24 protein-coding genes are annotated in these 23,951 nt (G+C 45.8%); 15 read left to right on the forward strand and 9 right to left on the reverse strand.

Annotation, left to right across the window (positions count from 1 at the left end):
• Window positions 1-37: 37 nt before the first annotated feature.
• Window positions 38-496 (reverse strand): hypothetical protein, encoded by a 459-nt coding sequence (locus CIK93_RS03105; RefSeq protein ID WP_094391286.1) that lies wholly within the window; start codon window positions 494-496, stop codon window positions 38-40.
• Between the two features lie 97 nt (window positions 497-593).
• On the opposite strand from CIK93_RS03105, the gene CIK93_RS03110 reads away from it, so the two are divergent.
• Window positions 594-2,060 carry a CCA tRNA nucleotidyltransferase gene (locus tag CIK93_RS03110; protein WP_094391285.1) on the forward strand — a complete coding sequence of 489 codons (1,467 nt, stop codon included), beginning with the start codon at window positions 594-596 and terminating at the stop codon, window positions 2,058-2,060.
• 89 nt (window positions 2,061-2,149) lie between these two features.
• Here CIK93_RS03110 and CIK93_RS03115 read toward each other — a convergent pair whose 3' ends face one another.
• Together CIK93_RS03115 and CIK93_RS03120 are read right to left on the reverse strand one after the other, a co-directional pair.
• Window positions 2,150-2,692 carry a sigma-70 family RNA polymerase sigma factor gene (locus CIK93_RS03115; protein ID WP_094446547.1) on the reverse strand — a complete coding sequence of 181 codons (543 nt, stop codon included), beginning with the start codon at window positions 2,690-2,692 and terminating at the stop codon, window positions 2,150-2,152.
• 228 nt (window positions 2,693-2,920) lie between these two features.
• Window positions 2,921-3,352, reverse strand: coding sequence for an Hsp20/alpha crystallin family protein (locus CIK93_RS03120; RefSeq protein ID WP_254046722.1), 432 nt, complete (start codon window positions 3,350-3,352; stop codon window positions 2,921-2,923).
• 440 nt (window positions 3,353-3,792) lie between these two features.
• Between CIK93_RS03120 and CIK93_RS03125 the strand changes: the two genes are divergently transcribed.
• From CIK93_RS03125 to lpxA, 4 genes are all read left to right on the forward strand, one after another.
• The gene (locus CIK93_RS03125; RefSeq protein ID WP_094391283.1) at window positions 3,793-5,004 is read left to right on the forward strand and encodes an efflux RND transporter periplasmic adaptor subunit; all 1,212 of its coding nucleotides are present in this window, start codon (window positions 3,793-3,795) and stop codon (window positions 5,002-5,004) included.
• A gap of 81 nt (window positions 5,005-5,085) precedes the next feature.
• Window positions 5,086-8,346, forward strand: a complete 3,261-nt coding sequence (locus tag CIK93_RS03130) for an efflux RND transporter permease subunit (protein ID WP_094446548.1) — start codon at window positions 5,086-5,088, stop codon at window positions 8,344-8,346.
• A 42-nt stretch (window positions 8,347-8,388) separates the two neighbouring features.
• On the forward strand, window positions 8,389-9,783 hold the full coding sequence (locus tag CIK93_RS03135; RefSeq protein WP_094391281.1) for an efflux transporter outer membrane subunit: 1,395 nt from the start codon (window positions 8,389-8,391) through the stop codon (window positions 9,781-9,783).
• 90 nt (window positions 9,784-9,873) lie between these two features.
• Window positions 9,874-10,656 carry an acyl-ACP--UDP-N-acetylglucosamine O-acyltransferase gene (gene lpxA, locus CIK93_RS03140; protein WP_094391280.1) on the forward strand — a complete coding sequence of 261 codons (783 nt, stop codon included), beginning with the start codon at window positions 9,874-9,876 and terminating at the stop codon, window positions 10,654-10,656.
• A gap of 769 nt (window positions 10,657-11,425) precedes the next feature.
• Here the strand turns inward: lpxA and CIK93_RS03145 are convergent.
• Window positions 11,426-12,202 (reverse strand): radical SAM protein, encoded by a 777-nt coding sequence (locus tag CIK93_RS03145; protein WP_094439461.1) that lies wholly within the window; start codon window positions 12,200-12,202, stop codon window positions 11,426-11,428.
• Window positions 12,203-12,322: 120 nt separating this feature from the next.
• Here CIK93_RS03145 and CIK93_RS03150 point away from each other — a divergent pair, with 120 nt between their 5' ends.
• The 6 genes from CIK93_RS03150 to folK are packed head-to-tail and all read left to right on the forward strand — an operon-like array spanning window position 12,323 to window position 16,686.
• Entirely contained in the window at window positions 12,323-13,201 is an 879-nt protein-coding gene (locus CIK93_RS03150) for an ABC transporter permease (RefSeq protein WP_094391278.1), read from the forward strand.
• Between the two features lie 28 nt (window positions 13,202-13,229).
• Window positions 13,230-13,496, forward strand: a complete 267-nt coding sequence (locus CIK93_RS03155) for a DUF3098 domain-containing protein (protein ID WP_094391277.1) — start codon at window positions 13,230-13,232, stop codon at window positions 13,494-13,496.
• Window positions 13,493-14,290, forward strand: coding sequence for an undecaprenyl-diphosphate phosphatase (locus tag CIK93_RS03160; RefSeq protein ID WP_094446549.1), 798 nt, complete (start codon window positions 13,493-13,495; stop codon window positions 14,288-14,290). Before CIK93_RS03155 ends, CIK93_RS03160 begins: the two co-directional genes overlap by 4 nt.
• Before the next feature lie 56 nt (window positions 14,291-14,346).
• Window positions 14,347-15,069, forward strand: coding sequence for a tRNA pseudouridine(55) synthase TruB (gene truB, locus CIK93_RS03165; RefSeq protein WP_094446550.1), 723 nt, complete (start codon window positions 14,347-14,349; stop codon window positions 15,067-15,069).
• 14 nt (window positions 15,070-15,083) lie between these two features.
• Window positions 15,084-16,226, forward strand: coding sequence for a tRNA preQ1(34) S-adenosylmethionine ribosyltransferase-isomerase QueA (queA, locus tag CIK93_RS03170; protein WP_094391274.1), 1,143 nt, complete (start codon window positions 15,084-15,086; stop codon window positions 16,224-16,226).
• Window positions 16,219-16,686 (forward strand): 2-amino-4-hydroxy-6-hydroxymethyldihydropteridine diphosphokinase, encoded by a 468-nt coding sequence (gene folK, locus CIK93_RS03175; RefSeq protein ID WP_094446551.1) that lies wholly within the window; start codon window positions 16,219-16,221, stop codon window positions 16,684-16,686. The genes queA and folK overlap by 8 nt, the downstream gene beginning before the upstream one ends.
• A gap of 135 nt (window positions 16,687-16,821) precedes the next feature.
• Here folK and rpsO read toward each other — a convergent pair whose 3' ends face one another.
• Entirely contained in the window at window positions 16,822-17,091 is a 270-nt protein-coding gene (gene rpsO, locus CIK93_RS03180; RefSeq protein ID WP_094391272.1) for a 30S ribosomal protein S15, read from the reverse strand.
• A gap of 510 nt (window positions 17,092-17,601) precedes the next feature.
• Between rpsO and xylE the strand changes: the two genes are divergently transcribed.
• Complete coding sequence (xylE, locus tag CIK93_RS03185; protein ID WP_094446552.1) at window positions 17,602-19,056, forward strand: D-xylose transporter XylE; 1,455 nt, start codon at window positions 17,602-17,604, stop codon at window positions 19,054-19,056.
• A 22-nt stretch (window positions 19,057-19,078) separates the two neighbouring features.
• Complete coding sequence (locus CIK93_RS03190) at window positions 19,079-19,435, forward strand: response regulator (RefSeq protein WP_094446553.1); 357 nt, start codon at window positions 19,079-19,081, stop codon at window positions 19,433-19,435.
• 42 nt (window positions 19,436-19,477) lie between these two features.
• Here the strand turns inward: CIK93_RS03190 and CIK93_RS03195 are convergent, their stop codons facing one another.
• On the reverse strand, window positions 19,478-19,930 hold the full coding sequence (locus tag CIK93_RS03195; protein WP_094446554.1) for a nucleoside deaminase: 453 nt from the start codon (window positions 19,928-19,930) through the stop codon (window positions 19,478-19,480).
• A gap of 658 nt (window positions 19,931-20,588) precedes the next feature.
• On the opposite strand from CIK93_RS03195, the gene CIK93_RS03200 reads away from it, so the two are divergent.
• Together CIK93_RS03200 and pyrH are read left to right on the forward strand one after the other, a co-directional pair.
• On the forward strand, window positions 20,589-21,290 hold the full coding sequence (locus CIK93_RS03200) for a biotin--[acetyl-CoA-carboxylase] ligase (protein WP_094446555.1): 702 nt from the start codon (window positions 20,589-20,591) through the stop codon (window positions 21,288-21,290).
• 51 nt (window positions 21,291-21,341) lie between these two features.
• A complete protein-coding gene (gene pyrH / locus CIK93_RS03205) occupies window positions 21,342-22,052 on the forward strand; it encodes a UMP kinase (RefSeq protein ID WP_094391268.1) in 711 nt (236 codons plus the stop codon).
• Window positions 22,053-22,132: 80 nt separating this feature from the next.
• Here pyrH and CIK93_RS03210 read toward each other — a convergent pair whose 3' ends face one another.
• From CIK93_RS03210 to CIK93_RS03220, 3 genes are read right to left on the reverse strand one after another with little or no spacing between them, the layout of a single operon-like run.
• Window positions 22,133-22,501 (reverse strand): DUF4834 family protein, encoded by a 369-nt coding sequence (locus CIK93_RS03210; protein WP_094446556.1) that lies wholly within the window; start codon window positions 22,499-22,501, stop codon window positions 22,133-22,135.
• A 15-nt stretch (window positions 22,502-22,516) separates the two neighbouring features.
• Window positions 22,517-23,218 (reverse strand): phosphatidylcholine/phosphatidylserine synthase, encoded by a 702-nt coding sequence (locus CIK93_RS03215; protein ID WP_094446557.1) that lies wholly within the window; start codon window positions 23,216-23,218, stop codon window positions 22,517-22,519.
• Between the two features lie 28 nt (window positions 23,219-23,246).
• Window positions 23,247-23,936, reverse strand: a complete 690-nt coding sequence (locus CIK93_RS03220; RefSeq protein WP_094391265.1) for a phosphatidylserine decarboxylase family protein — start codon at window positions 23,934-23,936, stop codon at window positions 23,247-23,249.
• Window positions 23,937-23,951 lie beyond the last annotated feature (15 nt).

Consider the following 23,951-nt stretch of genomic DNA (forward strand, 5'->3'; position numbering starts at 1 on the left):
TATCACCAAGGATTAGCGTCAGGAAAATACCTATTTATTATATTTCTTTCTGCTTTTTATGAATATACTTGATTTTGGCACATGCCACATCGAAGCGATTCTGAAGCGAGTCTTTACGCGCTTTCAACTGATTCGCTGTGCGGTTGTGGCGCTTCCATGCCTCTTGATCACCTGATTTATCGGCCTGATTTTGCAGTTGACGGACTTCATTGTATGCACTTCCCACCACCGCCAACAGGGAATCAACTACTGCCAGTTCGTCTTGAGTGCGCAAAAGTTCTGCTTTTTGCCATAGCGGTAAAGCCTGTTTTCGCTCTTCAATGGCACGTGGATATTTATTGCGCAAGGTGTCAATCTTGGCAAGCACATCATCGTAACGCCGTTCGTCTAGTGCCAAACGCGCTTCATCGAGCAATGCTTTCGCTTTGTTGTTGGTATTGCCACAAGCCACTATAAATAGCACTGCGGATAGTATGATAATCAGTTTCTTCGTCATTCTAAGGTGCAAAGTTACAAAAAAATGCGCAATGAACAGCCGAAATAGATGAAATTTGCGTACCTTTGCACACGACAAAGTAGAAAAACATACCATCATGAAGCTATATTCAGACGCTGCACTGGCTAAAATACTCGATAAGCCGATATTCCGCCAAATCAGTGCTTCCGCCGACGAACTGGGGTTAGAATGTTATGTTGTGGGCGGATTTGTTCGTGATATATTCCTCGAACGCCCCAGCAACGACATTGACGTAGTTGTCGTAGGCAGTGGCATTGAAGTGGCCCGACAACTGCAAAAGAATTTGGGAAAAAACCCAAAGACTGGCAGATGGCGTGCACACCTCTCGGTATTTCGTAATTTTGGCACAGCACAAGTAAAGATGGGAAACATGGAAGTGGAATTTGTGGGAGCTCGCAAAGAGAGCTATAGCCACGATTCACGCAAGCCTATTGTGGAAGACGGTACGCTGGAAGATGACCAAAACCGTCGAGATTTCACCATCAATGCTATGGCAATCTGCCTCAACAACGCTCGATTCGGCGAATTGGTAGATCCATTTGACGGTATTGCCGATATGGAAGACCGCATTATTGCTACTCCACTCGACCCTGAAATCACATTCTCCGACGATCCTTTGCGTATGATGCGCTGCATTCGTTTCGCCACTCAGCTCAATTTTCAAATTGAGGACGATACGTTTGAAGCTTTGGAACGCATGGTAGATCGCATCAAGATTGTTAGCGGAGAGCGTATCGAGGTGGAGCTCAATAAAATCATGATGGCACCACACCCAAGCATTGGCTTCGAATACCTACAACGTAGCGGCTTATTACAGCGCATGCTTCCTGAACTTTCCGCACTCGACATTGTAGAAAAGAAAGAAGGCCGGGCTCATAAAAACAATTTCCACCACACCATGGAAGTGCTGGAAAACGTCTGCCAGCATAGCGATAACCTATGGTTGCGATGGGGGGCGTTACTCCACGATATCGGAAAAACGCGTGCCAAGCGTTGGGAGCCTAAGGCTGGATGGACTTTCCACAACCATGACTATCTTGGTGGAAAAATGGTGCCGGAGATATTCCGCCGGCTGAAATTGCCTATGGGCAGCGAGATGCGTTTCGTACAGAAAATGGTAGAACTGCACATGCGCCCCATAGCCATTGCCGATGAGATTGTAACCGATTCTGCCGTTCGACGCCTGCTCAACGATGCCGGTGACGACATCAACGATCTAATGACCCTATGCGAAGCCGACATCACCTCAAAGAATGAGGTGCGTAAACAAATGTTTTTGGAGAATTTCCGCATGGTGCGTGAAAAACTCACCGATTTACAAGAAAAGGATTATAAACGGTTGTTACAACCTGTAATTGACGGCAACGAAATCATGGAGATGTTCCATCTGAAACCCTCTCGCGAGGTGGGAACACTCAAACAATACCTAAAAGATGCCGTACTCGACAATCGGGTGGAAAATGAACGTGAACCATTGATGCGTCTGCTCATGGAGCGCGCCAATGCCATGGGGCTCTCCACCGAACATCAGGAGCAACAATGACCATAGAAAAATAGAAACTATCACAACACTACAATCTATTGATCGTGACAGTCTGCCAAATGGTACCATACCACCATCGGCATTATCTTCTACGACGAGGCTTTGTGCAGTTTGCGCAAAGCCTTGTCGCGTATTTGGCGCACACGCTCACGCTTCAACCCAAGTTCACCACCAATTTCCGCCATGGCCATACGATCAAAACCTAATCCGAAATACCTTTTAATGACTGCTGCCTCGCGCTGGTCGAGCAGATAGATACAACGCTCCAAGTCTGACTTCAACAGTTCCCGTTCCATCTCGGCATCAGCCCGTTGCGAGTTTTTATCCTCCAACACATTTAGTAGCGTATAATTATTACGTGACCCTGCAGGGATACTCTCGTCCGTCGATTTCACTGTCACTTCACCAGTCACTCGACGTATAGCAGCTTCAATGGCGGTACGAATATAAGGTGCGGCAAAAGTAACAAAAGGCTTACCCCGATTCGGATCAAACTTTTCCGCCGCCTTGATAATACCGATAGTTCCTTCACTCACCAAGTCATCTGTATCAAGAAGTTCGCAGGAATATTGGCGCGCCAATGTGACCACATACCCCATATTATCTGTTATCAGTTTTTCTTTATCTGTCATATTCGCTATTTTTAGTCATTATTCTACCTTGCAAAGATACGAATAATTCCGCAAACCACCAAACTTCATCAATCATGCAAGCAAAACCCTTATCATATATTCAACAAAACTAAAAAAAACAGTTTATATAAACAAGGAGATACAGACATAACAAAATAGCGGGCTGCAAAACGAATTTTGCAGCCCGCTACATACGTTTATGTTAAAGTGACTATACTTTCAGCTACGTTATGCAATCTCAATTGCACGTGCCACTTTACTATCTTCCTTCTTCAATTTAGGCATCACCACAGTAAGAATACCGTTGTCAACCTTAGCAGAAATTCTATCCTTAGCTACATCGTCAGGCAAAGTGTAAGTCTGCTGATAGTTTGTATAACTGAACTCACGACGCAGATAATGCTGTTTCTTATCCTCATCCTTATGTTCCATCTTGTTTTCAATGGCTACATGAAGGTTGCCGTCATCGGTCAACTGTACACGACAATACTCTTTTTTGATACCAGGCACAGCCATCTCCATGGTATATTCATTAAGATCTTCTCTGACGTTGACTGCCGGAGCGGTCGTTGTGGCAGTTGCCATTGCATCACTGTTGAAGAAATCATCGAACACTGTTGGGAACCAACTGTTTTTAAACATTACTGGTAACATAATCATACCTCCTAATTTTATTTGTTTAATTGTTCTGTTTTATATGTTGTTTACCGAGCGCCTCTGCCTTCGCTTCCGCGTTCACTAACAATTAATGCAAGTCTCATGCCACACCAATAAAACATGTCACATTGTCACCTTTGTGTGTCATATTGTCGTTTTGTATATAAAATAGCATGCTATTCACTCGTTTATATTCCTCACGAACAACAATTACCGACCAACACCATGGACCACATATGTTTTCCGTTTTTTATAGGCAAATATCTGGCATTTATTGGTTGCGTAGCATAAATATTGTTAAATGTATTATATATATTATATAATTATATATAAGAGTATTTTTTTTTATGTATCTTTGCACTTCGAAAACCAAACTTAAATATTCGGTTTTCCAGTACACAAACAAATAGTATTGAATTTAAGAATAGTTTAAATAAATAGGTATGAAAAGTAAAAACGTTATTACCATTGCGGTTTTTGCTGCAATCGCGATTTTAACCTCATGTGGAGGAAGCAAGAAGGATGGTCTGCCCAACTTCAGTGACGACGAGTTTGCCGTAAGCACCATCAGCACATCAAGTGCTGCTTTACAAACCACGTACCCCGCCACCATTAAAGGTATTCAGGATGTTGAGGTTCGCCCAAAGGTTTCAGGATTCATCACAAAAGTATTTGTCCATGAAGGCCAAACGGTATCAGCCGGTCAACCATTGTTCTCTATCGACAGCGAGACCTATCAGGCTGCTGTCCGTCAATGTCAGGCAGCAGTCAATACGGCAAAGGCACAGGCTAACACCGCCAAGCTGACTTACAAAAACAACAAGAATCTTTTCGATAGTCACATTATCGGTGAGTACGAACTTTCAACCGCAGCCAATACTCTTGCTACCGCAGAAGCACAGGTTGCACAGGCAGAAGCTGCATTGGCATCAGCTCGCGAACAATTGGCATGGTGTGTAGTAAAGAGTCCTTCGGCTGGTGTTGTGGGAAGTCTCCCCTTCAAAGAAGGTGCTTTGGTTAGCGCTTCTGGCCAGGCATTGACCACCGTTTCAAACATCAGTACCATGGAAGTTTTCTTCTCTGTATCTGAGTCTGAACTCTTGAATATGGGCAAAAACAACGGCAATATGCAGGCTGCCATCGCAGCCTTCCCTCCCGTCAAACTGCAACTTGCAGATGGTTCATTCTACGAACAACCGGGTAAGGTTGTAAAAATGAGTGGCGTCATCGATGCTTCTACAGGTGCCGTATCGCTGATTGCACACTTTGCCAATCCCGACAAACTGCTGAAGAGCGGTGGTTCTGGCTCTATCGTTATTTCTAACGACAACAGCAACGCCATCGTTGTTCCACAGGAAGCATGTTCTCAAGTACAGGATAAAATTTTTGTTTATGCCGTAGGCAAAGACAACAAAGTGAAATATACAGAAATCAAAGTTAATCCACAAGATGACGGCAAGAACTACATTGTGACCTCTGGACTCCGTACCGGTGACCGCATCGTTGTAAAAGGCATTACCAAATTGACTGATGGCCAACAGATTAAGCCTATCACACTAGAGCGCTACAATCAGAAGATAGCCGAAGCAGCCAAACTCGCAGAGTCGCAAGACAATGCCCATGAGTTTGCCAAAGCCATGAGCGGCAAGAAGTAATTGCATCATCACTATCAAGCAAGAAGCAATTCTTCAGCAAATAACCATTTATAATATAAGGTATAAAGAAAATAGTAAATTATGACATTTACAAACTTTATAAAACGCCCAGTACTATCGACGGTGGTTTCCATCTTCTTCGTCTTGCTGGGTACCATCGGCTTGATATCGCTACCTATTGAGCAGTATCCAAATATCGCGCCGCCTACTATCTCGGTATCTACCACCTATCAAGGTGCCGATGCCCAGACGGTATTGAATTCAGTCATCGCCCCGCTGGAGGAGAGTATCAACGGTGTGGAAAACATGACCTACATGACCTCTTCTGCGTCAAACTCAGGTTATGCCAGCATCACCGTTTACTTCAAACAGGGTTCAGACCCTGATATGGCTGCCGTCAACGTGCAGAACCGTGTATCACAGGCACTGTCTTTGTTGCCTGCCGAGGTTACACGTGTAGGTGTTACGGTTACCAAACGTCAGAGTTCTAACGTGATTCTGTTCTCGCTAACCACAGACGACGGACGCTACGATGACCAGTTTGTGACCAACTATGCTTTGATCAACGTGGTTCCACAGTTGAAGCGTATCAATGGTGTGGGTGATGTGCAGAGCCCTTCTACCCGTAACTACTCTATGCGTATATGGCTGAAGCCTGAGAAAATGAAGGAGTTTGGTCTCGTACCATCTGACATCTCCAATGCTTTAGCGGAACAGAACATCGAGGCTGCCCCTGGTAGCTTTGGTGAAAGTTCTGATATGCAGTACGAATACACCCTGCGTTACAAGGGTCGCTTGAAGACTCCTATTGAGTATGAGAACATCCTCATCAAGAGCAATACTTCTGGTCAGACACTCCGCCTCGGCGAGGTTGCCAAGGTAGAACTGGGCGGTCTGGTATATAGCGTAAACCTGCTCAACAACGGCCAACCTGCCGTAATGGGTATGGTACAGCAAATTGCTGGTTCTAACGCCACACAGATTGCAACCGATGTTAAGAAAGAACTGGAAGAACTGAGCAAGAACTTCCCTCCTGGCCTAAAATACACCATCGAGCAGGACATCACCGAATTCCTCTTTGCTTCTATTGAGGAAGTAGTATTTACGCTGATTATCACCCTTTTGTTGGTATTCGTCGTGGTATATGTCTTCCTGCAAGACTTCCGATCTACTCTAATACCTATGATTGCCGTACCTGTGGCATTGATTGGTACATTCTTTTTCCTATGGATATTCGGTTTCTCCATCAACCTATTGACGCTGTCAGCCTTGTTGTTGGCTATCGCCATTGTGGTCGATGACGCCATCGTGGTGGTTGAAGCGGTCCATGCCAAACTCGACCAGGGTTATAAGAGTGCACTTACAGCATCTATCGATGCCATGAACGAAATTTCGAGCGCCATCATCTCTATCACATTGGTAATGTCAGCCGTGTTCGTTCCTGTATCATTCATCGGTGGAACCTCAGGATATTTCTACCGTGAATTTGGTGTGACCATGGCTGTATCTATCGTAATTTCTGCCGTCAATGCGTTGACACTATCTCCTGCACTCTGTGCCATCTTCCTGAAACCACACGAAGAAGGACATGAGAAGAAAATGTCGATCATCGACCGTTTCCATACAGGATTCAACTATCAGTTTGAGAAGATTACCAATAAATATAAGAAAGGTGTACAGTGGGTCATTGGGCATGGCGTCATCGCCGGAGGTGTTGTTGCAACAGGTATTATAGCTCTTGTAGCACTAATGGGTGTCACCAAAACAGGTTTGGTACCTAACGAAGATACTGGAACACTGTTTGTTTGTATCTCTACAGCCCCAGGTACTACACAGCAGCGCACAACCGAAGTAGTGAAGCAAATCGACAAAATGCTGGAAGCCAACCCAGCCATCCAGCGCCGTGAAGCTATCATGGGTTATAGCTTTATCGCTGGTGCCGGTTCCAACCAAGGTACTATCATCATCAAACTCAAACCTTTTGAGGAGCGTCCAGGTGGATTCTTCCATCGCATCAAGAGTGCGCTGACAGGTGGTGGCATCGAAGCATTGTTCGTCAACCCCATGGAATATACTTCAGTTTTGGGTATGATTTACAAACAGACCGCAACCATCAAGGATGCTCAGATCCTTGCATTCTCACCGCCAATGATTTCAGGATTCTCTGCCCAGAGTGGTATTACAATGACCATGCAGGACAAGACCGGTGGTGATCTGAACCGTTTCTTTGATATTGTAAAGAATTTCCTAAAGGAGCTCAACGACCGTCCGGAAATCCAGACTGCACAGACCCAGTATAACCCTAACTATCCCCAGTATATGGTGGATGTGGATGTGGCAAAGACCAAACAGGCAGGCATCTCGCCATCATCCGTACTTGCTGTCATGCAGGGCTACCTCGGCGGACTCTACGCCTCCAACTTCAACTCATACGGTAAACTCTATCGTGTAATGATACAAGCAGGTCCCGAAAGCCGCATGCGTCCTGACGATATGAGCAAAATCTATGTGCGTTGCGCCAACGGCACGATGTCTCCCGTGAGCGAGTTTGTTAATCTGAAGAAGGTTTATGGTCCTTCAAACATCACCCGTTTCAACCTGTTTACGTCTATGGACGTATCAGTAACGCCTAACACGGGATATTCTTCAGGTGATGGTATGAAGGCAATTGCCGAAGTGGCTAAGACCACTTTGCCCGAAGGTTATAGCTACGAGTATTCTGGCTTGACCCGTTCAGAGGCTGAATCAAGCAACTCTACTGGTCTGATTTTCGCACTCTGTATTGTATTCGTTTACTTGATTCTGAGTGCCCAGTACGAGAGTTACATCTTGCCATTGTCGGTAGTACTCTCTATTCCATTCGGTCTGGCAGGTGCATTCACCTTCACCAACATCTTCGGCCACGCTAACGATATCTATATGCAGATATCACTCATTATGTTGATTGGTCTGTTGGCGAAGAATGCCATCCTTATCGTACAGTTCGCCCTTGAGCGTCGCCGTACGGGTATGGCCATTAAATACTCTGCCATTCTGGGTGCAGGAGCTCGTCTGCGTCCTATTTTGATGACTTCATTAGCTATGATTATCGGTCTATTGCCACTGATGTTCGCATCAGGTGTAGGTAAGAATGGTAACCAGACTCTAGGTGCTTCTGCTGTAGGCGGTATGCTGATTGGCACCCTACTCCAGATATTCATCGTACCTGCGCTATTCGCCCTATTCCAATGGTTGCAAGAGAAGATTTCTCCGCTCCGTTTCGACGATGAAGACAACGAAGAGGCTGCTGCAGAACTGGCTCAGTATGCAGAGGCTTCTGCCCGCAAAAATTCAAAGAAATAAGGTAGAACACGCAAGTGTAGAATAATAAATGCAAAGCAAAAGATGAAAAAGAATATCACATGCATCATACTGTGTCTCGCAGCGCTCTCTCTGAGCAGCTGCAAGACTCTCTACGGAAAATATGAGCGTCCGGATGTGAAGACCAGCGGTATCGTTCGCGATGTAGCTTCTGATACAGATACTTTGGCTGTAAAGGATACTACTACCTTCGCCAACATCCCTTGGCGCAGCGTCTTCACCGACCCTCAGCTCCAGTCGATCATTGAGAAGGGATTGAACAATAATGTCAACCTCCTCAATGCGGCTTTGAACGTGAAGATGGCAGAGGAACAGTTGAAATGTGCAAAGTTGGCATTCGTGCCTTCTTTGTCTTTCACTCCTCAGGGAACTATCGCTTCCTGGGATGGTAACGCTGCTACCAAGACTTACAGCTTGCCTGTTACAGCCAGTTGGACGGTTGACCTCTTCGGCAACCTGCTCTCTCAGAAGCGCAGTGCCCAGATGGCTCTGCTCCAGTTGAAGGACTATCAGGTGTCTGTACAGACCAACCTCATCGCCAACATCGCCAACATGTATTATACCTTGTTGATGCTCGACAAGCAGGTGGAGCTGGTTAACAATATGGAAGGATTGACCAAGGATACCTGGGAGACCATGAAGGTGCTGAAGGATACCAAGATTGGTTATCGCGGAACTTCCGTGCAGGCTGCCGAGAGCAACTACTATGCAGTGTTGACTCAGAAGACCGACCTGATGCGCCAGATTCGTGAGACAGAGAACTCCCTGAGTCTTCTCATCGGCGACCAGGCTCATTCCATTGCCCGTGGCAAGCTGGAGAATCAGAGTCTTCCTGCAACCTTCTCTACCGGTGTAGGCATCCAGTTGCTCAACAACCGTGCTGATGTTCACGCAGCCGAGATGAATCTGGCTCAGTGCTTCTATGGCATAGAGACTGCCCGCAGCAAGTTCTATCCATCTATCACCATCTCTGGTACAGGTGCATTCACCAATTCTGCTGGTGCAGGTATTGTGAATCCAGGCAAGTGGTTGCTTTCTGCTGTTGGTTCATTGGTTCAGCCAATCTTCCAGAATGGTAGAATCATTGCCGGCTTGAAGGTGGCTAAGATGCAGTACGAGCAGGCTTACAATACTTGGCAGAACACCGTACTGAAGGCTGGTAGCGAGGTGAGCAATGCCCTTGTGCTCTACAACTATTCTGACGAAAAGGGTAAGGTGGAGGCTAAACGCATCGCCGTACTCGAGAAGAATGTGGAGGATACACGTAAGTTGATGTCAGAGGCTGGCGGTTCTTATCTGGAGGTAATCCAGGCGCAGTCTTCACTGCTCAACGTACAACTCTCAAAGGTAGCTGATGACTTCTACAAGATGCAGGCAGTGGTAAATCTCTACTATGCATTAGGAGGTGGCGCAAAATAATCATCGGATGATACATCCAGGAAGCATATCAACCATCATTGTCATGGCGATTTAGCTGCTGGATCTATATAAATATATAAATCAGAAATTATGGCAAGTATTATCAGTCCCAAAGCAGACGTTTCGCCCAAAGCAAAGATTGGCGACAACTGCAAAATATACCCCTTTGTCTATATCGAAGACGATGTAGTGATTGGCGACAACTGCGTACTCTACCCCTTCGTAAGTATCCTCAACGGCACACGCTTGGGCAATAACAACAAAGTGTTCCAAGGCGCAGTTATTGCTGCCTTACCTCAGGATTTCAATTTCGAAGGTGCTGAGAGCTTTGTGGAAATTGGCAACAACAATACCATCCGCGAGAATGTTGTCATCAACCGTGGCACATACGCAGGAAGCAAAACCGTATTGGGCAATAAGAACTTCCTGATGGAAGGTGCACATATCTCCCACGATACTGTAGTGGGTGATGGCTGTGTATTCGGCTATGGTACGAAGATTGCCGGTGACTGCGTCATTGGCAATGGTGTCATCTACAGCACTTCGGTGGTGGAGAATGCCAAGACTCGTGTGGGCGACCTCGCCATGATCCAGGCAGGTACTACCTTTTCGAAAGACATTCCTCCCTACATCATCGCAAGTGGCAAACCTGTGAAATATAGCTGTCCTAACAATGTCATCATGGAAGCAGCAGGTTTCGACCCACGTGTTCGCAAGCATATTGCCAACGCCTACCGCTTGGTATTCCACGGTCAAACATCAGTTTTCGATGCCGTCAACCAGATCAAGGATCAGGTGCCCGATGGTCCAGAGGTGCGCAACATCATTTCGTTTATCGAAGGTACCAAACTTGGCATCATCTCTAAGATGTAGTCCAACCGCTTGGTAATTCCACCGAGCACAACAAACAGTAACCATCCACTACAGTTTGTTTGTAGCCGGAACATCATAATACTTTCATCCGCAATACTGAGACATTTGGTATTGTGGATGATTTTGTTTTTGTTAGGATCTCAAAGCAAAATCAGCAAATATCGATAAATTGTTTTTGCATTCCATCTAACAACCAATTATGGACTTGTTATCCACAAAAGATACAGCATCTATTGATTGACTACTCATCTCTATCAAAGGCGTTTAGTTATTTTTTACGCAGAGTCTATGCAAAAGAGTCTATAAATAAGTTAAATAAAATAAAAAACAAGCATAGAGAGTGACAAAGGCGGACATCTGGGTTTTGTGATATTGTATCTTTGCAAACCAACCTGATAATAAATTCACAAACAAGAAGGCACCTTGGTAACAAACTATTGATCGTACAATTAAAAAAGGTGTTTATGTTTACAGAAACGACATTCAACAACCCAAACTGGTTACAACAGAAGGACCATGAGTCTTCAATTAACACCCGACTGGTTCTCGTTAACTTCTCGTTCGCTTCTCGTTCGTCTCTCGTTCGTTATTCGTTAGTCTATCGAAGACCGATCGAGAACCGAACGAGGATCTATCTAAGAACGAAAGATGAACGAGAAGTTATCGAAGACACGACGAAAAAATGTCAAACCTGACGAGAATGGCAGACTTCAATTTCCGGACTCTTTCTGGTTATGCCAAACAAATACAAAACGCCCCCGTAATGCATTTAATAACTTGCTGAGCAAGGGATGCCAACTGCAACAACCCGATCCCGAATGGCATCAAGCTGTTCATGGGTAGCTTTGAGAAGTCCATGGGCAGGTGTTTCTCGGTCTATCGTATAAACCATTACTTGTTGAGGTGCAATCGTCTTGACCGCTTCAAGCCAAGGAACCACATATTCCTCAGCAGTATTATCCACACTTTCACCATTACAATCCCCACGCATAAACATCGTCTGAATGATGACATGTCCGTTGAAAGCCTTCATACGTTCAATAATCTGGTTGACGTCATAGTTGCCAGCCGGACGATCCACCCGATGGATGTAAGCGCTATCCACGGTATCGAGTTTGAGAATATTGTCATCCACCTTCATCAGCGCATCATGTACCGATTGACGATGAATCTGCGTAGAGTTGCTCAACACACAGACTTTGGCATCCGGACAATATGCATTACGCAAACGAATGGTATCATCTATAATTTCCGGAAAATGGGGATGACATGTCGGTTCACCATTACCAGCAAACGTCAGCACATCGGGCAACTGTCCCTCGCTTTTCATACGCTGTAGTGTCAGTTGGAGTTTTTCTGCAACATCCTGCCTTGTAGGCATCGTTTGTTTAGGTCGATGATCCTCGTTGAACCCACATTCACAATAGATACAGTCAAACGAGCAAACCTTGCCATCGGCAGGAAGCAGGTTGATGCCAAGCGAAATTCCCAAGCGTCGGCTATGAATGGGACCGAAGATGGGAGATGGATAGATAATTGTACTCATAAATCCAAATGTTTTGTTATCGACTGCAAAATTAGCAAATAAAACGTAATTTGTTTTGCAATCTGAGTGAATTATTGTAATTTTGCAAGAAATTAGGTATATTACGGACATTTAGGAACAATGGCAAAAAAAAGAAAAGCTATCAGTTGTCGTAGAGGTATGCAGGGAGTCACCTTATGCATCAGTACCGCCATGGTGCTTATCTTGCTTGGAATGGTGGTATTCTCCGTACTATTGGCACGCAACTTATCCAACCACATGAAAGAAAATCTGACCATGAGCGTCATGTTGAAAGACTATGTCACGGTCAATCAGGGCCACCTACTCTGCCGCGATCTCTATCATAAGCCATGGTCACACCATATCGACTATATCAGTAAAGAACAGGCACAGCGCGAACAGATTAAGGAGTTGGGCAGCGACCCATCAGAGTTTCTCGGCTTCAACCCGTTTCCTGCCACACTGGAGATATGGCTCAATGCCAACTACGCCAACCGCGACTCCTTGCGCATCATATCCAAAGAGTTACGCAAGGATGCCCGCATTAGCGACGTAGCATATATGGAAGACCTTGTGGATCAAGTCAACTACAATCTGAGCCGTATCAGCATCATCCTCCTTGTGCTTGCCATCCTGCTGACATGCGTTTCCTTCTCGCTCATCAGCAATACTGTCCGACTTAGCGTCTATGCACGACGTTTTCTCATCCACACCATGAAACTTGTTGGTGCCTCTTGGGGATTCATCCGTCGTCCGTTCCTTTACCATGCCATGGGAGTGGGTATCATCGCTGCACTCATAGCCATTGCCGTATTGGGCGGATGCTTCTACGGACTCTACGTGATGCAGCCTGGCATACTAACCGTCATCACTTGGGTGGAACTTACTATCACCGGCGTAGCAGTATTTCTCTTCGGTTTGCTCATCACAGCCCTCTGTGCATGGCTTGCCGTCAACCGTTTCTTGAGAATGACAGCTGGCGAACTCTACAAAATCTGACAACACATCAATTTGCGAACAATACATTATGAACAAAAGAAATCTCGCTTTTGACCGCACCAACTATCTGCTTTTGGCATTAGGCATGGCTATCGTCATCATCGGATTCATTCTGATGAGTGGCAGCGGTTCCGACTTAGAGGCATACAATGCCGACATCTTCAGCACACGCCGCATCACCATAGCTCCTATCACCTGCTTGTTCGGGTTTGTATTCATGATCTATGGTGTGATGCGCAAGCCCAAAAACACCGAGACAACAGCTAACGAAACAGAGGAGGGTTGCGCACAATGAATTGGTTTGAAGCACTTATACTCGGACTCATCCAGGGACTGACAGAGTATCTCCCCGTCAGCAGTAGCGGTCACCTCGCCATTGGCGCCTATCTCGTCGACATCAACGGTGAAGACAACCTCACTTTCACCATCATGGTACATGTTGCCACGGTATTGAGCACCTTAGTTATTCTGTGGAAAGAAATCGACTGGATACTGAAAGGACTCCTCAAATTCCAGATGAACGATGAAACCAAATACGCCCTCAACATCATCATCTCTATGATACCTGTGGGCATCGTGGGTGTGTTCTTCAAAGACCAAGTAGAGGAAATATTCGGTTCGGGCCTGCTCATAGTAGGTTGCATGCTTCTCGTAACAGCACTACTTCTGTCGTTCTCCTACTTTGCCAAGCCCCGTCAGCGTGAAAACATCAGTCCACTGCATGCTTTCATCATCGGTTTAGGTCAGGCTCTTGCCGTACTGCCCGGACTCTCCCGATCTGGCACAACCATTGCCACAGGTCTCCTATTAGGCAATAAGAAAGAAAAGATGGCACAGTTCTCGTTCCTCATGGTCATCCCTCCCATCCTTGGTGAGGCATTACTCGACCTATTGAAAGGACTGAAAGGAGAAGAAACCCTTGGCGGCATCGACACCTTCCCCATGGTAGTAGGATTCGTTGCAGCCTTCTTGTCTGGATGCCTTGCCTGCAAGTGGATGATCAACATCGTGAAGAAAGGCAAGCTCATCTATTTCGGTATCTATTGTGCCATAGCAGGTGCTATCACCATCATATGCTCACTCATTTAATACTCACATTTACCTTATGCCCCTGACCTGGTTAGGACATATTCTAAATAACATATATGAATTTTACACAAGGAGAAGTCATCTATATCGATAAGCCCTATCGCATGTCGAGTTTCGGCGCGTTGGCACACATCCGCTATCTCGTATCCCGTAAGATTGGCGTAAAACGAGTGAAGATGGGACATGCAGGAACACTCGATCCCCTTGCCACTGGTGTACTCATACTATGTACCGGCAAAATGACCAAGGAGATTGAGCGCATGCAGTACCACACCAAGGAATATACAGCTACGCTGCAACTCGGTGCTACCACAGCCAGCTACGACAAAGAGCATACCGTCAATATGACCTACCCCACCCAGCATATCACACGCCAGCTCATCGACGACACGCTGCCACAATTTCTCGGTGATATCCAGCAAGTGCCACCACAGTATTCGGCAGTCAAGGTAGCCGGTGAACGTGCCTACCGCATGAAGCGCAACGGCGAAGAAGTGAAGCTTGCAGCCAAAACCGTACATATCGACGAGATTGAGGTAACGTCATTCGACCAACAGCTCATGCAGCTCTCCATCCGAGTGGTATGTGGAAAAGGCACTTACATCCGGTCGCTTGCACGCGACATCGGTCGCGCATTAGGAAGCGGTGCCTACCTCACCGCACTACGCCGCACCCGTTTGGGCGAAGTCAGCATCGAACATTGCATCCAGATGGACGATTTCCCTGCATGGCTTGCCCACCAAGACATAGAAGACATCAAGAAGAAAAAAACAACTTAAAAAAACTATAAGCAATGAAACTGTCACAATTTAAATTCAAGTTGCCCGAGTCACAGGTAGCCCTTGAGCCACCACACAAAGCATTCGAAAATGAAGACGGAACCATTGATAAAGTATATCGGCGCGATGAATGTCGCCTGATGGTTGTACACCGCAAAAGCGAAACATTCGACATCTTCAAGAAAGATGATGAAGGAAACGACACCAATCAACCGCTGTTATTCCGCGACATCATCAACTATTTCGATGAAGGTGACGTAATGATTCTCAACGATACAAAGGTGTTCCCTGCACGCCTCTATGGCACCAAAGAAAAGACCGACGCAAAGATTGAAGTATTCCTGCTTCGCGAACTCAATGAGGAACTGCGTCTTTGGGACGTACTCGTAGAACCAGCACGTAAGATACGTATTGGCAACAAACTCTTCTTCGATGAAGACGGGCCTATGGTAGCAGAAGTCATCGACAATACCACCAGCCGTGGACGCACATTGCGTTTTCTCTACGACTGTCCCCACGATGAGTTTAAGCGCGAGCTCTTTGCCTTGGGCTCTGCCCCACTACCACGCTATATCGTTGACAAACGTGATGTAACTCCCGAAGACGAAGAAAACTTCCAGACCATCTATGCCCGCCATGAAGGAGCTGTTACCGCTCCAGCCTCAGGTCTCCATTTCAGCCGCGAAGTGATGAAACGTTTGGAAATCCGTGGTATCGACTTCTCCTACATCACCGTACACTGTGGTCTTGGCAGTTTCGACGCCATTGAGGTAGAAGACCTCACCAAGCACAAAATGAATTCCGAGCAGATGATTATCGACAGTAAAGCCTGCTCTACAGTCAATAATGCCAAGAAGGAAGGCCGTAAAATCTGCGCCGTCGGCATTTCTACCCTACGTGCTACAGAGAGCGCCGTCGGCACCGACTGCATGTTGAAAGAGTTTTCTGGTTGGACCAATAAGTTCATCTTCCCACCCTACAACTTCAATCTGGCAGATTCGCTGATAGCCAATTTCTATCATCCCGAATCAACCATGATGATGGCAACCGCCGCCTTCGGTGGTTACGATCTCATCTACAACGCCTACGAAGCTGCCGTCAAAAATGGTTTCATGTTCGGTTGCTATGGCGATGCAATGCTCATCCTTAATGACTAACATTTCTCAGCAACAGACAGAGACAACAAGCGACGATCACCTCCATGAGGTGTATCTCGCTTTAGGTTCCAATCTGGGCAACCGTCAGGAAATGCTCGACGAGGCAGTTAGACAGATAGGTCGCCGCATCGGCAAGGTCATTCGTCGATCATCATGGATAGAGACCGAACCTTGGGGGTTTGAATCTTCCAACCGTTTCCTCAACGGCGCAGTATGTTGTCACACCAATCATACGCCCCACGAAGTGCTTCTGCTGACGCAAGCCATTGAACGCGATATGGGTCGTAAGCGCAAAACCGATAGCCATCATGGCTATTCTGACCGCACAATCGATATCGACATACTGCTCTATGACGATCTGCGAATAGACAGTGCCGAGCTAGTCATTCCCCACCCGTTAATGGAAGAACGCGATTTCGTAATGATTCCCCTTCACGAAATTCTGCAAAAAGTTCTGTAGCGAATAATTGATACTACAATGTAATCAAGCATCATGCTGACGGTAGATAAACATCACGTCAATATGCTATAACAAAAATTATCCCGCTTTCTCTTACGAGTCAGCGGGATAATTTTTGTTATGTACCTTTCGTTATTACTTACGCAGTCCGAGGGCTTTGATCAGTTCACGATAGCGGTTGATGTCCTTGTTGTAGAGATACTTCAAAAGTTTACGACGACGACCTACCATTTTGGTCAAGCTACGAGCTGTACCGAAATCCTTGCGGTTCTGCTTCAAATGCTCGGTGAGGTGACTGATGCGATAGGTGAACAGAGCTACCTGGCTTTCGATAGAACCGGTGTCAGTAGCCGACTGTCCGTGCTTCTCGAAGATTTCTTTCTTCTTAGCTGAATCTAAATACATAATTGTTGATGATTTAATTAAATTGTTAATAATATGACATCTTTCAGATGCTCCCCGTCTTCATCACGGCGGTTCACATTTTCAAATGCGGGTGCAAAGGTACGAATAAGTGAGCGAAAAACCAAATAAAACCTTATATAATTATTTATTTTCATAATGCGAGTAGCTAAAATTGGACGTTTTCGTTAAACCATGAGCAGAATAAAGCTCGCTTTAATTATGCCATGGCGAGAAAAAGTGCCATGACTATGGAAGATTAGAGGTACGAATTTCTCCCTTCTGCTACCTTTATTTTCCCATTCGTTTCCCAATTTTTAATAGGAACTAGAAAAAGAGCACATCAATCACCAAAACGCAGCCTGTTAGCAGGAAATCCCCTATAACGTATGCATTTATGCATTATTCCTCAAAAAAACGTTAAAAAGCAAGCAAAAAGGCCGTGTTAGTTCCAAAAAAATGTTACTTTTGTGCAAACAAATCATACACTTCAATAATTATAAAACAAAAACTATGGAACAGCAGCAAACAGGAAGCAGATCCTATTTGATTTCTATTGTGATGGTTGCCGTATTAGGCGGCCTTCTTTTTGGTTATGACACCGCAGTAATCTCTGGCGCAGAGAAAGGACTTCAAGCCTTCTTTATGGGAGCTAAAGACTTCCAATATACCGATTTCTGGCATGGCTTCACCAGTTCAAGTGCCCTCATCGGTTGTATCATCGGTTCAGCCATCTCTGGTTTGCTTGCTACAAAATTTGGAAGAAAACGTTCATTGATATTCGCCGGCATCATGTTCTTCATATCGGCATGGGGTTCTATGTGTCCTGAGAGCATGTTGTTGCCCGAAGGCAAACCCACCCTCACCCTGCTCATCGTGTTCAATCTCTATCGTGTGATAGGTGGTATCGGCGTAGGCCTTGCCTCTGCTGTTTGCCCCATGTATATTGGTGAGATTGCGCCAAGTGGTATTCGTGGCATGTTGGTATCATGGAACCAGTTTGCTATCATCTTCGGACAGTTGGTGGTTTATTTCGTCAACTTCTTCATCCTTGGCGACCATATTGCCCCAGCCATTGCAAGTGTTGGTGGCGGTTTGAACGAAATACTCAACGGCACAGAAGCCCAATGGGCTATCGAGACTGGCTGGCGCTATATGTTTGGATCGGAAATGATTCCAGCCGGACTGTTTACCATCCTCATCTGCTTTGTACCTGAGACACCACGCTATCTTGCTATGATTGGCGAAGATGCCAAAGCAGAGCGCATCCTTGCAAAGATCAATGGTGCAGCAGCAGCCAAACAGATTCTGTTTGACATTAAGAACACCGTTACAGAGAAGACCGAGAAACTCATGACCTACGGATTCCTTTGCATCTTTGTTGGTGTGATGTTGTCGGTATTCCAACAGGCAGTAGGTATCAATGCTGTGCTCTATTATGCCCCACGCATCTATGAAGCCATGGGTTTCGACAATCCTATGATGCTTACCGTATTCAACGGCATCGTCAATCTGAGCTTCACCTGTGTAGCAATCTTCACTGTAGAGAAGCTCGGTCGTAAGCCCTTGCTCATCGTTGGTTCTCTCGGCATGGCAATAGGTGCTATCGGTGTAGCATGTACCTTCGGCAATCCCGAACTGCAGCTCGTCTGCATGGTATCTATCATGATCTATTCAGCTTCGTTCATGTTCTCATGGGGTCCCATCTGCTGGGTACTCATCGCCGAAGTATTCCCCAATACCATCCGCGGTGCAGCAGTAGCCATTGCCGTAGCCTTCCAGTGGATATTCAACTGGATCGTATCAACATCGTTTGTCCCCTTGGCCAACAGTCTGGGTTATTGGTTCACCTATAGCCTCTATGGTGTTATCTGTGTGTTGGCAGCTCTCTTCGTATGGAAGTTGGTACCTGAGACCAAAGGCAAGACCTTGGAGGATATGACCAAACTCTGGAAAGACAGAAAATAAGAATAAAACAAAAGAAATGAATATGAAACGTATCTTAGTAGCAGAAGACAACGAAAGCAACTACGTGCTGATGACTTACGTATTGAGAAATCGATATGAAGTGGTACGCGCCAGCAACGGCAAAGAAGCTGTTGAACTGTCTGACCAACAACAATTCGACTTAATCATGATGGACATGAAGATGCCCGTGATGGATGGTCTTGAGGCAACACGCCTCATCAAGGAGAAACATCCTGACCTCCCCATCATCGCATTGACTGCAAACGCTTTTGAAACCGACCGCCAAGCCACATTCGAAGCTGGCTGCTGCGATTTCATATCGAAGCCATTTAGCAGAGAAAAGTGTTTGGAAACCATCGCAAAGTATATCGGTGAATAAAACCGAAACCTCACCACCAGTACGATAGTCACACGATGACAACTATCGTCTGCTTCTAAAGAAATCTTGCATAAGTTGGCGACATTCTTCCTCAAGAATGCCGCCACTTATTGTTGTACGGGGGTGTAATGCCTTGGGGGCATAGACATGGAATCCTCGTTTATCGTCGGCAGCACCATAGACAATACGCGGAATCTGCGCCCAGCCCAATGCACCTGCACACATAGGACAGGGTTCTACGGTAACATAGAGTGTGCAATCGGTCAGATACTTCCCTCCCAATTCGTTTGCAGCTGCCGTTATGGCTTGCATCTCAGCATGCGCAGTAACATCGTTGAGAGTTTCCGTGAGGTTGTGGGCACGGGCAATAACCCTGCCCTGACATACGATTACAGCACCAATAGGTATTTCACCTGCTGCTCCAGCAGCTTCAGCTTCCACCAATGCCATACGCATATAGCGTTCGTCGGTTTTCAATTGTTCTTTTTGTGTCATGGTTGCGAAATTACAAAAAAATAGTTGAATATCCTCAGAAAAGGATCATAAATGCAGAAGAAAACCGTTTTCACACTAAAATTTCATATACCTTGTTTCATTTAATAAAGGTACGCATGCTTGCGTACGCGCACGCGTTATCATCAAACACCTGCTATCAAACAGCCATCAAAACAGCAAGTTGCCTGCTGTTGTAAGCAAGAGAAATCACAGGCGAATGGTCGTACCACCTACACATATAGTTAATTCAGTTTTCAAAAAAATTCGACCACTCGACCACCGATACTTGCATCATACTATCCTTCAATCTATTATAGGTGTGGTCGATTGTCATTTTGTGGGGTTTTCGACCACCATTCGACCACCATCCGATTTTGGTTTTCACTAACCAGTGATTACCATCTTAAGTAGGCAGCACCTCGGGAATAAAAATAAAAACGAGTTTTTATTTTGTATTCCATTCGGTTTGCACTACCTTTGAAAGGATTTCTTAAGTAGGCGGCACCTCAGGAATAAAAATAAAAACGAGTTTTTATTTTGTATTCCATTCGGTTTGCACTACCTTTGAAAGGACTTCTTAAGTAGGCGGCACCTCAGGAATAAAAATAAAAACGAGTTTTTATTTTGTATTCCATTCGGTTTGCACTACCTTTGTACTATGAAAGAAAAAATAGTGTATATCGAGGAGACAGATTCCACGAACCGATGGCTGAGAGAACATGGCGGTGATGAAGACTGTGTGGTATGGGCAAACTATCAGACAGATGGACACGGACAAGGATCAAACCATTGGGAATCGGAACGAGGCAAAAACCTCACGTTCTCGGTATTGATGCACCCCACACACGTACCAGCCAACCGACAGTTTCATATCTCTATGGCAGTATCACTGGCGGTGACCGACGCATTAGGACAATATATAGGCGACTTAAGCGTGAAATGGCCTAACGATATCTATTGGCGAAATGCTAAGATCTGTGGCATGCTGATAGAAAACAGACTGAAAGGCATGCAGATATGCGATAGCATTGCGGGCATAGGCATCAACGTAAACCAACGCGAATTTCAAAGCGATGCTCCAAACCCCATATCGCTCTGGCAGATAACCGGACAGGAAACCAACCGGCAAGCACTATTGGAAGATATTATCTGTCGCATTGAAAGCTATATGCTGCAGGATGTAAGGGAACGCTACATGCAGGCCCTATACCGCCGAAAAGGCTTTCACCCCTACTGCGATGCGCAAGGCGCTTTTATGGCACGCATAGAAGATGTGGAGGAAGACGGACACCTGGTACTGATGACCGAAGATGGAGAGCGACGCCGCTATGCTTTCAAAGAAGTATCGTTTGTGATCTGAACACCCCTACTACATGATGATAGACAATAATCAATAAAAAACAAAGATAATATGGCAAGATTTAAAAGAATCCTCCTGAAGCTCTCTGGTGAGAGTTTGATGGGCAATCAAGGTTACGGTATCGACGCAGAACGCCTCAGCGACTATGCCCGACAAATTAAGGAAGTCAGTGAGATGGGCGTACAGATTGGTATCGTCATCGGCGGTGGCAACATCTTCCGCGGACTTAGCGGCAGTCAGAAAGGCTTCGACCGCGTGAAAGGCGACCAGATGGGCATGTGTGCCACAGTAATCAATTCGCTGGCACTATCATCAGCTTTGGGAGCTATCGGTGTGAAGAACAAGGTGCTGACAGCCATCCGCATGGAGCCTATCGGCGAATTCTACACCAAATGGAAAGCTATCGAGGCGATGGAAGCAGGACAGGTATGCATCTTCTCTGCAGGTACTGGCAACCCCTATTTCACTACCGATACCGGCAGTAGTCTGCGTGGCATAGAGATAGAAGCCGACGTGATGCTGAAGGGCACACGCGTAGATGGCATTTATACCGCCGACCCCGAAAAGGACCCAACCGCTACTAAGTTTGACGAAATCTCCTATAAAGAAGTATTGTCACGCGGTTTGAAGGTCATGGATCTTACCGCTATCTGCATGTGTCAGGACAACAATCTGCCTATCTATGTATTCAACATGGACGTGGTGGGCAATCTGAAGAAAGTCATGGACGGTGAGGAAATTGGAACCCTCGTACATCCTTAATCCCACTTACTTATACCAACAAAGCGAGCCGCAACACAGAATGTTGCGGCTCGCTTTGTTATATTGATATACTATTTGGATTATTTCTCTTCCTTGAAATCGACGTATTCTCCATCGCCATCATCAAAGATCTTCTTGTTTTCACGACCTCTGCGGTCTATGATGGTTTCACCAAATTGTGTCGTGGTATGCACCTCGACAGGATCTTCCTCTACCGTTTCATTCTCCCATCGACTATTGGTATAACCAGCCGTCTGTGCACGACGATCATACTGTTGGCGCTGCCGTCCAGTCTCGTTGCGATACTGTCTGGCATGTTCGCCTGCAGCATCACGCATCTGTCTCTGCATGCGGCGAATCATTCGCAACACCTGTCCCCCCACAAGTAGGACAAGAAACACGATAAAGAAAAAAACAAAGAGGATCATTCCTCCTATGGCTTTAAACATGACTATAGGGTTTACTTATTTCTTCTTGTTGATATTGGTAAACAATGACAATACCACATACCAGGCAATGATAACGGCAATGCCGCTGACCTGGAGTAGTAAGAGCAATGGAATGCAAGAGAGAATGAATATATACTTCACCTCGTTGCCACGCCATCCCCAATGCTTAAACTTCAAAGCGAAAAGGGGAATCTCAGCGATAAGCAGATAGCTGGTGAAGAAGATGGCAGCCACCACAACATAAATGCTGTAGGGTAATGCCTCAATAGCTTTGCCACTACCCACAATCAAAGCCCCCCAAAAGAGGGCATTTGCAGGAGTGGGCACACCGATAAACGATGTGGTCTGACGCTCATCGAGATTGAATTTAGCCAAGCGCAACGCTGAGAAGGCAGCCATCACAAAGGCGACATAAGGCAACAGGGAATATAATCCTCCCATGCCTTCAACCTGACAATACAGATAGTCGAAGAGGATTGCAGAAGGTGCAAAACCAAAAGTGATGTCATCAGCCAACGAGTCGAGTTCCTTACCAATGGGTGAGCTAACACCAAGGAGGCGTGCACTCATACCATCGAAGAAGTCGAATACCGCACCAATAACGATAAACAGCAATGCCTTATCCCATTCGCTGTAGAATGCCATACATGTTGCGATGCACCCAGAGATGAGATTGCAACAGGTTATGGTGTTAGGAATATGTTTTTTGATGCTCATAATGTAGAATTCGTAAAATGTAACTGTATTACTTCAATACCGCCAATACGGTTTGGTCGCCAGTGGTAGGCTGATCCATGCGGACACGCACCTCTGTACCTATTGGCAGATAGACATCCACACGCGATCCGAGCTTGATGAAGCCTAAGTGCTCGTCGATGTTACATTCCTCTTCAGCCTTTGCATAGGTAACTATGCGACGGGCCATAGCACCGGCAATCTGTCTGACCAGCACATCCTCACCTTCTGGAGTGGTAATCATGATGTCTGCATGCTCGTTTTCCTCACTGGCTTTGGGCAACCAAGCCTTGTGATAATTTCCATTGTGATGACTCACAAACTTCACCTTACCGTCAACGGGAAACCAGTTGGCATGCACATTGAGCGGACTCATAAAGATGCTGATGAGCAAACGCTTATCGTGGAAATAGACATTCTCATCCACTTCCTCAATTACAACGATCTTTCCATCGGCAGGTGCCACGACCATCTTGTGGGTATCTCCATTGAAATAACGGATAGGACAGCGATAGAAATTGAGCGCCAGCATCCATGCCGTGCCCAAACCAAGTATGCTAATCCAAAAAGGAATCTTCGTATCGAAGGCAAACCACAATCCGATAGCCAAAACAATGATAAGTATCATGCTAATGGCCAATTCGCTTGTACCTTCACGGTGTATTCTAATTTTCTTAAGTTTCTTTAGTCTTTTTCCCATACGTAGTGGTACGAT

It is taken from the genome of Prevotella sp. P3-92 (genome assembly GCF_002251205.1).
Taxonomy (GTDB): domain Bacteria; phylum Bacteroidota; class Bacteroidia; order Bacteroidales; family Bacteroidaceae; genus Prevotella.

Excerpts from the sequence above, each read along its gene's own strand:
- CIK93_RS03105 (WP_094391286.1), bottom strand. The coding sequence starts at position 496 with ATGACGAAGAAACTGATTATCATACTATCCGCAGTGCTATTTATAGTG.
- CIK93_RS03110 (WP_094391285.1), top strand. The coding sequence starts at position 594 with ATGAAGCTATATTCAGACGCTGCACTGGCTAAAATACTCGATAAGCCG.
- CIK93_RS03115 (WP_094446547.1), bottom strand. The coding sequence starts at position 2,692 with ATGACAGATAAAGAAAAACTGATAACAGATAATATGGGGTATGTGGTC.
- CIK93_RS03120 (WP_254046722.1), bottom strand. The coding sequence starts at position 3,352 with ATGATTATGTTACCAGTAATGTTTAAAAACAGTTGGTTCCCAACAGTG.
- CIK93_RS03125 (WP_094391283.1), top strand. The coding sequence starts at position 3,793 with ATGAAAAGTAAAAACGTTATTACCATTGCGGTTTTTGCTGCAATCGCG.
- CIK93_RS03130 (WP_094446548.1), top strand. The coding sequence starts at position 5,086 with ATGACATTTACAAACTTTATAAAACGCCCAGTACTATCGACGGTGGTT.
- CIK93_RS03135 (WP_094391281.1), top strand. The coding sequence starts at position 8,389 with ATGAAAAAGAATATCACATGCATCATACTGTGTCTCGCAGCGCTCTCT.
- lpxA (WP_094391280.1), top strand. The coding sequence starts at position 9,874 with ATGGCAAGTATTATCAGTCCCAAAGCAGACGTTTCGCCCAAAGCAAAG.
- CIK93_RS03145 (WP_094439461.1), bottom strand. The coding sequence starts at position 12,202 with ATGAGTACAATTATCTATCCATCTCCCATCTTCGGTCCCATTCATAGC.
- CIK93_RS03150 (WP_094391278.1), top strand. The coding sequence starts at position 12,323 with ATGGCAAAAAAAAGAAAAGCTATCAGTTGTCGTAGAGGTATGCAGGGA.
- CIK93_RS03155 (WP_094391277.1), top strand. The coding sequence starts at position 13,230 with ATGAACAAAAGAAATCTCGCTTTTGACCGCACCAACTATCTGCTTTTG.
- CIK93_RS03160 (WP_094446549.1), top strand. The coding sequence starts at position 13,493 with ATGAATTGGTTTGAAGCACTTATACTCGGACTCATCCAGGGACTGACA.
- truB (WP_094446550.1), top strand. The coding sequence starts at position 14,347 with ATGAATTTTACACAAGGAGAAGTCATCTATATCGATAAGCCCTATCGC.
- queA (WP_094391274.1), top strand. The coding sequence starts at position 15,084 with ATGAAACTGTCACAATTTAAATTCAAGTTGCCCGAGTCACAGGTAGCC.
- folK (WP_094446551.1), top strand. The coding sequence starts at position 16,219 with ATGACTAACATTTCTCAGCAACAGACAGAGACAACAAGCGACGATCAC.
- rpsO (WP_094391272.1), bottom strand. The coding sequence starts at position 17,091 with ATGTATTTAGATTCAGCTAAGAAGAAAGAAATCTTCGAGAAGCACGGA.
- xylE (WP_094446552.1), top strand. The coding sequence starts at position 17,602 with ATGGAACAGCAGCAAACAGGAAGCAGATCCTATTTGATTTCTATTGTG.
- CIK93_RS03190 (WP_094446553.1), top strand. The coding sequence starts at position 19,079 with ATGAAACGTATCTTAGTAGCAGAAGACAACGAAAGCAACTACGTGCTG.
- CIK93_RS03195 (WP_094446554.1), bottom strand. The coding sequence starts at position 19,930 with ATGACACAAAAAGAACAATTGAAAACCGACGAACGCTATATGCGTATG.
- CIK93_RS03200 (WP_094446555.1), top strand. The coding sequence starts at position 20,589 with ATGAAAGAAAAAATAGTGTATATCGAGGAGACAGATTCCACGAACCGA.
- pyrH (WP_094391268.1), top strand. The coding sequence starts at position 21,342 with ATGGCAAGATTTAAAAGAATCCTCCTGAAGCTCTCTGGTGAGAGTTTG.
- CIK93_RS03210 (WP_094446556.1), bottom strand. The coding sequence starts at position 22,501 with ATGTTTAAAGCCATAGGAGGAATGATCCTCTTTGTTTTTTTCTTTATC.
- CIK93_RS03215 (WP_094446557.1), bottom strand. The coding sequence starts at position 23,218 with ATGAGCATCAAAAAACATATTCCTAACACCATAACCTGTTGCAATCTC.
- CIK93_RS03220 (WP_094391265.1), bottom strand. The coding sequence starts at position 23,936 with ATGGGAAAAAGACTAAAGAAACTTAAGAAAATTAGAATACACCGTGAA.